The sequence below is a fragment of the Mycobacterium sp. NGS51 genome (genome assembly GCF_059812525.1).
In genome coordinates, this window is the sequence record NZ_JCALCV010000024.1 from 42,151 (window position 1) to 51,378 (window position 9,228).

The window sequence follows — 9,228 nt, forward strand, 5'->3', positions numbered from 1 at the left end:
ATTAGTCAATGGCAACGTCGCCGTAAGTTTGCTGCGAGCGTGTCGCCCGTTCGCCGCGAGCGTGCGTAGAAACGAGTTTCTAGTCGGCGTGTCGGCCGGCGACACGCACGCTCGCGCGGATGGCGGTCTTGTCGATTTTGCCGATGGCCGTCACCGGCAGCGACGTCATCGCCACCAACGTGTCGAGCCGGGTATGGGTGGCCACTCCGCGGCCGTCGAGGTAGCGATTCAGCTCGGCCAGCGTCACCGGCTGGTCATCGAAAATCACGGCGGCGCAGATCTTTTCGCCGAGGTATTCATCGGGCAGCGGCACCGCGGCGGCCTCCCGGATCGCCGGATGGGTCAGCAGGTGCTCTTCCAGGTCCGCAGCGGCTACGGTCTCGCCGGCGCGGTGGATGACATCTTTGACCCGACCGGTCACCTCGAGATAGCCGTCGGCCGAACGGCGGACCCGGTCGCCGGTGCGGAAAAACCCGTCGGGCGTGAACGACCGCTGGTTGACGGCGTCGGCGCGAAAGTAGCCGTTCAGCGTGTAGGGTCCGCGCACCAGCAGCTCGCCCTCGGCGCCGTCGACGACATCGGCACCCGCCTCGTCGACGATCCGTAACTCGTCGCCATCGCACAACGGCCGGCCCTGGGTGTGGTCCACCACCGCCACCGGATCGTCGAGGCGGGTGTAGTTGACCAAGCCTTCGGCCATCCCGAACACCTGCTGCAGGCCGGGCGTCAAGGTGGCGCGGATCCGGCGGGCATCCTCGGCGGCGAGCTTGGATCCGCCGACCTGCAGCAGCCGCAACGAGTCCGGCGTGACCGGCTCCCAGTCGCAGGCTTGGGCCCACAGCGTGGCCAGCGCCGGTACCAGCGCGGTGACCGTGACGCCGTGGCGCGCGATGGTGGCAAAAGCCGCTTCCGGGCTGGGATCGGTGGTGAACACGGTGGTGGCGCCGACGGTCATCGCGCCCAGCAGGCCAGGGCAAGCCAGCGGGAAGTTGTGCGCCGCCGGCAACGCCACCAGGTACACATCGTCACCGGTCAGCCGGCACAGCTGGGCGCTCGCCGTCGCGTTGTAGCGGTAGTCGTCGTGGGTGCGCGGAATCAGCTTGGGCAGTCCGGTGGTGCCTCCCGACGCCAGCAACAACGCCGGAAGGGTGGTATCGGTGACCGTCGCGGGCGGCCCGCCCGACGGTGCGCCGGCAAGCAACTCGGCAAACGAGCTGAAGGGCCCGGGGTCCCCGTCGACGACGACGTGACGCAGCGCTGGATATGCGGCGACCAATTGCTCGGCCAGTGGGCGGTAGTCGAAGCCATTCGCCGTCTCGCCGACGATCAAACCGACCGCTCCACTCACCTCGGCAAAGTGGCTGAGCTCGGCCAATCGATGCCCGGGCAGGCACATCACCGGGATCGCCCCGGCACGCAGCAGACCGAACAGCGCAATGGCGAACTGGCCCGAGTTGGGCAAATCGAGCAGCACCCGGTCAGCCGGTGCGATGCCGCGTCGGGCAAACGCTGCTGCGGCGCGGTCGACGAGTTCGTCCAATTCGGCGTAGGTATGGCTGCTGACCGCGTCGACGACACCAACGCGGTCTGGCCATGCTGTCGCGGCCTGCCGCAGAATCGCATCGAGGCGCTGCCCGGTCCACAAGCCGGCGGCGCGATAACGGGCTGCCCGATCCGGCGGGAACGCAATGAATCCGTCCAACGCGGATTCGGGCGGTCCGACAGAGGCGACCGGCACTCGGCAACTCCTTTGGACGGGTGTGTGCTGGACATCGAACATCGTGTAGCGTACCGAAAGTTAGGACAGCCTGGGCTAATCAATCGGAGGGTAGTCGTGGGTGATGCTCTCGGTCTCGGCGGGCGTTTTGTCGTAGCCGGTGGCCGCGTCACCACCGATCTCGTACGGCCGGGCCGAACATGAGTAAGACCCTGGCGATCGTGGGGGCCGGTGCCAAGGCGGTGGCGCTGGCGGCCAAGGCGGCGGTGCTGCGCCAGATGGGCGTCGACACCGTCGACATCATCGCCATCGAACGCTCCGGGGTGGCGGCCAACTGGCGGGCCGGGGGCGGCTGGACCGACGGCCGGCAGCGGCTGGGCACCAGCCCGGAAAAGGACGTCGGTTTCCCGTACCGCTCGGAGCTGCTGCCCGGCCGCAACGCCGAACTCGATGAACGGCTGATGCGGTGGAGTTGGCACGCCTATCTGGTTGCGACCGACCAATTCGTCGGCTGGGTCGATCGGGGTCGGCCGGCGCCAACTCATGACACCTGGGCCCAATATCTGCGCTGGGTCGCCGACGAGGCGGGGCTGAACGTCGTTCGCGGCGAATTGGTCAAGATCTCGATCGACGGGCTGCAGTGGGCGTTACACACCCGCGACTCTCGGCTGTCCGCTGATGCGCTGATGATCACCGGACCGGGTCAATCGGAACGCTCCATGCTCTCCGGTGATCCGCGGGTGTTGTCGATCGCGCAGTTCTGGCAGCGTGCCGCATCCCAGGACCGGATCGTCGCGCAGAACGTCGCAGTCATCGGCGGGGGAGAAACCGCTGCATCGATGCTCAACGAGCTTTTCCACCACCGGATTTCAGCGGTTACCGCGATCTCGCCGCAAGCGACGCTGTTCACCCGGGGCGAAGGCTATTTCGAGAACTCGCTGTTTTCCGATCCCACCAAATGGCGCAGCCTCACCCACGCCGAACGGCGCGACTGCATCGCCCGCACCGACCGCGGTGTTTTCTCTGCGCGGGTTCAGGAGTCGCTGCTTGCCGACGAACGGATCAGACATCTGCGCGGGCGAGTCGCCGACGTCGCCGACCGCGACGGCCGTATCTGGGTCACCATGTATACCGACGGTGGTGGTAATGAGCGGGTCGAGTCATTTCATGGCTTCGATTTGGTCATCGACGGATCCGGGGCGGACCCGTTGTGGTTCCTGTCGCTGCTGAGCCAGATTGCTCGCGACAGCCTGGAGCTATGGCTGGGCGGTCCCCTGACCAGCGAGCGGCTGGAAGAGTCCATCGGTCATGACCTTGCGGTTCAGGGAACGGCTCCGAAGCTGTTCCTGCCCAACCTGTCCGGGCTGAATGAGGGCCCGGGCTTTCCGAACTTGAGCTGCCTGGGGCTGCTGTCCGACCGGGTCCTTGGTGCGGACTTCGCCGTCACCGAGCCGTCGATCAAGACAAGCGCCGCCTACCAATCCGTGTGAAGATGGATTTCGCAGCTAGCGCCGCACGCCATTGAGTGTGAATCCATGGTGGGATTTTTGCGCTCAGCCCGCCATCAGTACACACTCGAATACCGTGGGATCACCCGCCCAGTCGTACCAGGATGTCGGCGATAGACGCCCCGCCGAGCAGGTCCGCCACCTCTAGCTCGTGATTGAACTCGGTTTTTACGCGACGGTGAAACTCCAGCGCCTGCAATGAATCCAGGCCGATCGCGACCATGGGGGCCGTGGCGTCGATCGCATCGACAGCGTCGACACCGATGGCGCCGGCCAGCAGACTCATCAGCCGTTGCTCGAGATCCACCTCATCCCCACTGGCCGGAGCCGGGGCCGCAGCGGGCGGAGAAGTCAACTGGGACAACAACGGACCGTAACCGTAGGCCGCCAGCACCGGCTGTGCGCGATCCACATCGAATGCCGCGACGACGGCGTTTCCACCACGCCAGGGCATTCCCACCGCCAGCGCATCAGCGGGACGCATCGGGACGACACCGGTCGCGGCCACCTTCGCCCACCCCGAGGGGTCGAGATCGACAACCGTCCACTGACCCCACTGCACCGAAACACAATCCAGGCCCTCGGCCCGTAGCCGGTGCGCCATCGCGTCGAGCATCCGGTTGGCCGCCGCGTAGACGATTTGACCGCGACCACCGATGGTCGCCGCCACCGAGGAACACAAGACGACGCGGCACCCATCGGTGCGTGGGAATGCGCCCAGTATCCGCCAGATGCCGACGACCTTGGCGCGCAACGCATTGTCGACCGTCTCCGCGGTGATGTTGCTCAACTCGACATCCGAATACGCCATGGCGGCATGAATGATCAGATCGGCAGGCGCGTCGGTGTGCTCGGCGGCCAGGCGCCTCACGGCAGCCGGGTCGCCCACGTCGCAGCTGGCGGCATCGATCCGCGTTGAGGTGGCCGACCGGATCTTCCGCAGTCGAGCCGCCACCGCGGCGGTCTCACCCGATCGGCTCACCAGGGTGATTCGCCGCGCACCGCGGCGCGCGAAGTGTTCGCAGAACTCCAACCCGAGATTTCCGGTCCCACCGACGATGAGCACATGCTCATGCACATCGGCGTCGGAGTCGGCGACGGAGCTGTCGGCCTCGACGATCCGTTTGGCGTACAGACCACCGGTGCGCAGCGCGAGCTCCGACTCTTCCTTGGTGTGCAGCGCAGACAAGATTGCGGACCCCGATTCCGACGACGTCGATCCGGCCGGCAGATCGAGGTGCCGGAATCTGACCTTGGGATATTCGGTGCCGATGCTGCGGAATCCGGCGCTGGCGGCCGCGTGCACCAGATCCGGTGACGCGTCGTCGTCGACGACTGCCTCGCCGCCCGTCGTCACCAGCCAACAATCGGAGAGTGTGTCGGTTAGCGCCGGCCACCAGGTGCGGTGACCAAAGAATTCCGAAACTTCGGTTGCCGCGGCACCGTCATCCAGCTTCGGCGACGGCGGAACGAGGATGACGTACGTATCGAGACCCGCTGCGGGCCCGTCGCTTTGGGTCGAGGTGTCGAGGACGTGTGCGACAGCGCCGATATCTCCGGCCGCAGCGCACAATGCGGCGGTGAGCTCGGAGCACGCTCCAGTCCGATCGACGACGCCGATTGCTCGTGGTGGCACCAGGGCGCGCTGCGACAATCGAACCCACTTCTCGACCAAAAGGCGCGGGGCCGGCCCGGCCGCCGGAGTTGCAGCCGGCGTTCGACTGTCGGGTTTGGACTCGGCGCCGTCGTAGGGCAACCACAGCAGTTTCTCGTCCATGCGAGTGTTGGGGAAATCGGCTAGCGGTAGCGGGGCCGGACCGGCGGCGTTGGTGCGCAGGCGCTCCCACGGGTAGTGCAGGTCATGGACCGCCAACCGCGCGAGGTTGCGGGTGAAATCGCTGAGATCGGTGGCCGCCCGGTTAGACGTGCCCACCACCAGGGTCTGGTCGTCCTTCGTCGAGGCAGCGAGATTTTCTTCGATCGCCAACTGCAGCGTCGGATGTGCGGCCAGTTCGACGAAGGTGTCGACGCCCAGCGGTAGCGCAGCCGCGACGGCCTTGTCGAATCGAACGGTGTTGCGAAGATTCCAGAACCAGTACTGGTCGACGGGCAGGTCTTGGGTGATCGGGCCGCCGAGCGTGGCACCAAGGCAAGTGATGTCCGTGTCGAGGAACGTCGGATTCTGCAGTTGACGGCGCGCGGCCGCACGTACCTTGTCACCCAGCGCATTGATCGCGCTGGTGTGCGCGGGGTAGTGGACGCGAATGACGCGCGCGAATACGTCGCGCTCGGTCAGTGTGTCCACGATGCGCTGCACCGTCTCGCGTTCACCCGAGATTCCGGTCATGCCGGGCGAATTGATCACCGACAGCTCGGCCCACCCCGAGCAACGCGCGAGTTCGTCCTCGCAGGTGTCGCGGTCAGCGGCGACAACCGCCATCGCGTAGTCGTCGGACATGAACTCGTCGGCGGCACGTGCGCGGATCCCGACGACGTGGACGGCGTCTGCCAGGCTGATCGCGCCGGATACGTAGGCGGCGGCGATCTCGCCTTGGCTGTGTCCGATCGTGACCGCCGCTTCGACACCGAATGAGCGCCACGCGGCGGCTAGCCCGGCCATCTGGGCCAACAACGCGGGCTGGACGGTGCTTGCGGTGTCGTTAACCGAAAGACGTTCGTCGAGAAGGTAACTCAGCGGCGACTCGTCCAGAAGGGTGCCGAAAGCGTCGGCGCAGCGATCTACTTCGGCTTGATAGGCAGGAATCGACTCGTAGAAGACACGGCCCATTCCAGGTTGTTGCCCACCTTGGCCGGGGAAAACATAGGCGAGCCGGCGAACTGCCGCGGCCGCGTCGGTGCGCACTACCGCGACATGTTCGCGGTCGTCGATAATTGCCGGCAGGGCGCCGAGCAACTCGTCGCGGTCAGTAACCATCGCCAGCGCGCGATGCGGGCGGGCAGCCCTTGTCCGAAAAAGCATTTCGCTGATCTCTTCCGGTGCCACGCCGGGATGATCAGTGGCATAGGTAAGCAACGCGCGGGCCTCGTCGTGCACCAGGCTGCGGCTTCCCGCGGATAGCAGAACGGGGACGGTGCCATCGGGAAGCCGGTAGCTAGGAATGGTCACTGGTCTCACTCACGGGCATAGCGATGATTGCGTGCGCATTGGCACCCCCGGCGCCGAATGATGATGCGGCACCGTAGCGGACGTCATCTTTGGGCTCCCACGGATGTAGTTTGGTGGCCAGTCGCAGACCCACCAGATCCCAGTCAAGCTTCTTGGTCGGGTTGTCCGAGAACAGCGTGGGCGGGATGTGGCCGTGCCGCCCGGCGAGCAGCAGTTTGATCAGCCCGAGGATTCCCGACGCGGCTTGTGCATGACCGGAGTTCGACTTGATCGAGCCGAGCAGCGCTGTGCTTCCCGCGGCACCGTATGTTGTGAACAGGGCCAGCAGTTCCACCGGGTCGCCGGCGAGGGTCGCGGTGCCGTGACCCTCGATCATGCCCACGTCGGCGGCATCGATTCCCGCCGCGTCGAGGGTTTTACGAATGAGCTGCTCTTGGGCCCGCACCCGGGGAACGAGGATGGGCTTGCCTTTGCCGTTGTGGTTGGTGCGGATGGCCAGAATTCGCCCGTAGACCGCATGGCCCAGTTGGCGTGCCCGCGACTCGCGTTCAACGAGCACCATGCCCGCGCCTTCACCCCAGACAGTGCCGCTGGCGTCGTCGGAGTACGCGCGGCAATGACCATCCTCGGAAAGCGCATTGAGCCTGGCGAACTCGAAAAACGCGCCGGGAGAGCCCATGACGCATACCGCACCGGCAAGTGCCCATTCGCACTCGCCGGTCGCGACCGCGTTGGCGGCCAGCTGCAGTGCGGTCAACGACGACGCGCAGGCCGAATCGACGCACATCGACGGCCCGGTCAGCCCAAGGCTGTGTGAGATCCGGCCCGCGGCGCCCAGTTGCCCCAAGCTGGCGATGCGATGGCCGCTATGCGCGTCGGCGACAGCTGCACGCGGTCCGTATTCCATGGGCGACATTCCGATGAAACAGCCGCCCTCGTCGCCGGCGAGCGTTGCCGGGTTGATGCCGGAGTTCTCCAGCGCCTTCCAGGCCAGCCGTATCGCAACCCGTTGTTGGGGATGCATCACCAGGGCCTCTCGGTGGGTGATGCCGAAGAAGGGCGCGTCGAACATCGCGGCATCCTCCAGGAAGCCGCCCGCATCGTACACGCTTCCCCAACCGTCCAGCCGGGACACCGAGAGCAGGTCATCGATTGGCCAGCCGCGGTCCCGTGGGAATGGGCTGATCAACTCCCGCGATTCGGCCACAGCCGACCAGAGCGCGGCGGGGGTGTCGATTCCGCCGGGCGCCTCGACGGCCAGTCCGGAGATGACGATCGGGTCGCTGGTGTTCACGCGGTCTGCTCGTGTCGCCCGGGCGGCGCCAACAACTCCGCGACCGCGCCGAGGTGATCACCGAGATAGAAATGCCCGCCGTCGAACATCGTGACGTTGAGGCGCTCGGTGTGCTTACCCCAGCCGTAGAGGTCGCCCAGCGTGACGAACGGATCCTGCTCGCCGCCCATTGCCTGGATCGGGGCGGCTACTTTCACGTCGTCGGCGCAGTTGTAGGCATCGAAGGCCTGGTAGTCGGCCTTGATGACCGGCAGGGCCAATCTCATGACCTCCCGGTTGGCGAACACACTGGTGTCGGTGCCCTCCAGCGTGGCCAGGTGGTTGAGGATGTCCTCGTCTTCCTTGGGATGGGACGGCTTGGCCGCGGCGTGACAGGGCGCAACCGCCGCGGAGACGTTGAGTTGGCCCACAGTGATTCCCGCGGCCTCGGCTAACCGTACGAATTCGAACGCGACCAACGCTCCCATGCTGTGACCGAACGTGATGATCGGGCCGCCGCGGTGGTGCTCGGACCCAAAGAATTCGTCGAACGCACCCGCGGCGATCGCAGGCAGGGAGAGCAATGACGCCTCGCCTGCCCGGTCCTGGCGCCCGGGGTACTGAAAGACGATGACGGTGAACCTCGTGCTGAGGGCTTTCGAGAAGTCGCGGTAGGCCGACGCACCGGATCCCGCATGCGGAAACACCAGCAGCGGCGGGTTCTCGGCCGGATCCGCACGATGGAACTGCCTGATCCAGCCCAGGGTGCGTGGCATGGGCACAACCTCTCGCTCGCCTAGTTCCGCCTGGCCTGGAGCCATGCAACTTAGCGAAGGCTAACATAAGCTCCCGGGCCGGAACGGGGTCGTTGGCGGGGGCGCAAACGCGCTTATTGCTGCTCGCGGTCGCGGATCATCAGGGCAGCCCGCTTGTCTGGCAGGTCGATGTCCGCGGCGCGGCGGAACCCGGCATGTTCGCATATCCGGATCACCCGCGGGTTGTTGACGTCCGGCTCGCCGACGACTCGCTCCGTGCGGGGATCCGCATCCAACAACCAGGTGGACACGGCCCGCAGCAGATCCACCGCGAGCCCACGGCCGCGACATTGAGCGGGCCCCAACAGCAGATGAATGCCGGCATCGTGCTCGCGCGCGTCGTAATAGTCGGCCAGCGGATCAAGATCGGCGCGGTAGAGCTCCCAGTAGCTGATCGGGACACCGTCGAGTTCGCCCAGGTATGGCGTGGAGTGTGCGCTGTCGTCCTGCTGGCGCAGATATGAGCCGATCCGATCGCGGGGCCAAGGCTTCCGCCAAAACCTGGCCACCTCGGGATCGTTCATCCAGGCATGCATCACGTCGAGGTCGCGGGTCGGGTCAAGCCGCCGCAGCGAAAACTCTCCGGAGAACCCCGGATGGTCCAGGGCAATACGGCGATGCTGCAGATCCAGCCTGTCCACCCCCGTACCTTCTCACTGCCGGGACAGATGGTTGAACCACCCCGCGTTCCGGGCAGTTAGCATAGCCTATGCTAAGCCAGTGTTGCGGCGATGCCTGCTTTCCTGGGTCGGCCCGCCGGCCCTGGGCCTGGCTGGTCGGGCCGGCCG

6 protein-coding genes are annotated in these 9,228 nt (G+C 66.1%); 1 reads left to right on the forward strand and 5 read right to left on the reverse strand.

What is annotated here, in order from left to right; all coding sequences use genetic code 11:
• Window positions 1-79: 79 nt before the first annotated feature.
• A complete protein-coding gene (locus AC5Y5W_RS22795) occupies window positions 80-1,738 on the reverse strand; it encodes a (2,3-dihydroxybenzoyl)adenylate synthase (RefSeq protein WP_500012923.1) in 1,659 nt (552 codons plus the stop codon).
• Window positions 1,739-1,917: 179 nt separating this feature from the next.
• Here AC5Y5W_RS22795 and mbtG point away from each other — a divergent pair, with 179 nt between their 5' ends.
• Window positions 1,918-3,207: an NADPH-dependent L-lysine N(6)-monooxygenase MbtG gene (mbtG, locus tag AC5Y5W_RS22800; RefSeq protein ID WP_500012925.1), complete on the forward strand. Its 1,290-nt coding sequence runs from the start codon at window positions 1,918-1,920 to the stop codon at window positions 3,205-3,207.
• Between the two features lie 100 nt (window positions 3,208-3,307).
• Here mbtG and nbtC read toward each other — a convergent pair whose 3' ends face one another.
• From nbtC to AC5Y5W_RS22820, 4 genes are all read right to left on the reverse strand, one after another.
• Window positions 3,308-6,352, reverse strand: a complete 3,045-nt coding sequence (nbtC, locus tag AC5Y5W_RS22805) for a nocobactin polyketide synthase NbtC (protein WP_500012927.1) — start codon at window positions 6,350-6,352, stop codon at window positions 3,308-3,310.
• Window positions 6,339-7,646 carry a beta-ketoacyl [acyl carrier protein] synthase domain-containing protein gene (locus tag AC5Y5W_RS22810; RefSeq protein WP_500012929.1) on the reverse strand — a complete coding sequence of 436 codons (1,308 nt, stop codon included), beginning with the start codon at window positions 7,644-7,646 and terminating at the stop codon, window positions 6,339-6,341. The genes nbtC and AC5Y5W_RS22810 overlap by 14 nt, the downstream gene beginning before the upstream one ends.
• Complete coding sequence (locus AC5Y5W_RS22815; protein ID WP_500012931.1) at window positions 7,643-8,401, reverse strand: thioesterase II family protein; 759 nt, start codon at window positions 8,399-8,401, stop codon at window positions 7,643-7,645. Before AC5Y5W_RS22815 ends, AC5Y5W_RS22810 begins: the two co-directional genes overlap by 4 nt.
• A gap of 113 nt (window positions 8,402-8,514) precedes the next feature.
• Window positions 8,515-9,081: a GNAT family N-acetyltransferase gene (locus AC5Y5W_RS22820; RefSeq protein ID WP_499884326.1), complete on the reverse strand. Its 567-nt coding sequence runs from the start codon at window positions 9,079-9,081 to the stop codon at window positions 8,515-8,517.
• Window positions 9,082-9,228 lie beyond the last annotated feature (147 nt).

Coding starts and splice junctions, on each gene's coding strand:
- AC5Y5W_RS22815 (WP_500012931.1), bottom strand. CDS start 8,401: ATGCCACGCACCCTGGGCTGGATCAGGCAGTTCCATCGTGCGGATCCG.
- mbtG (WP_500012925.1), top strand. CDS start 1,918: ATGAGTAAGACCCTGGCGATCGTGGGGGCCGGTGCCAAGGCGGTGGCG.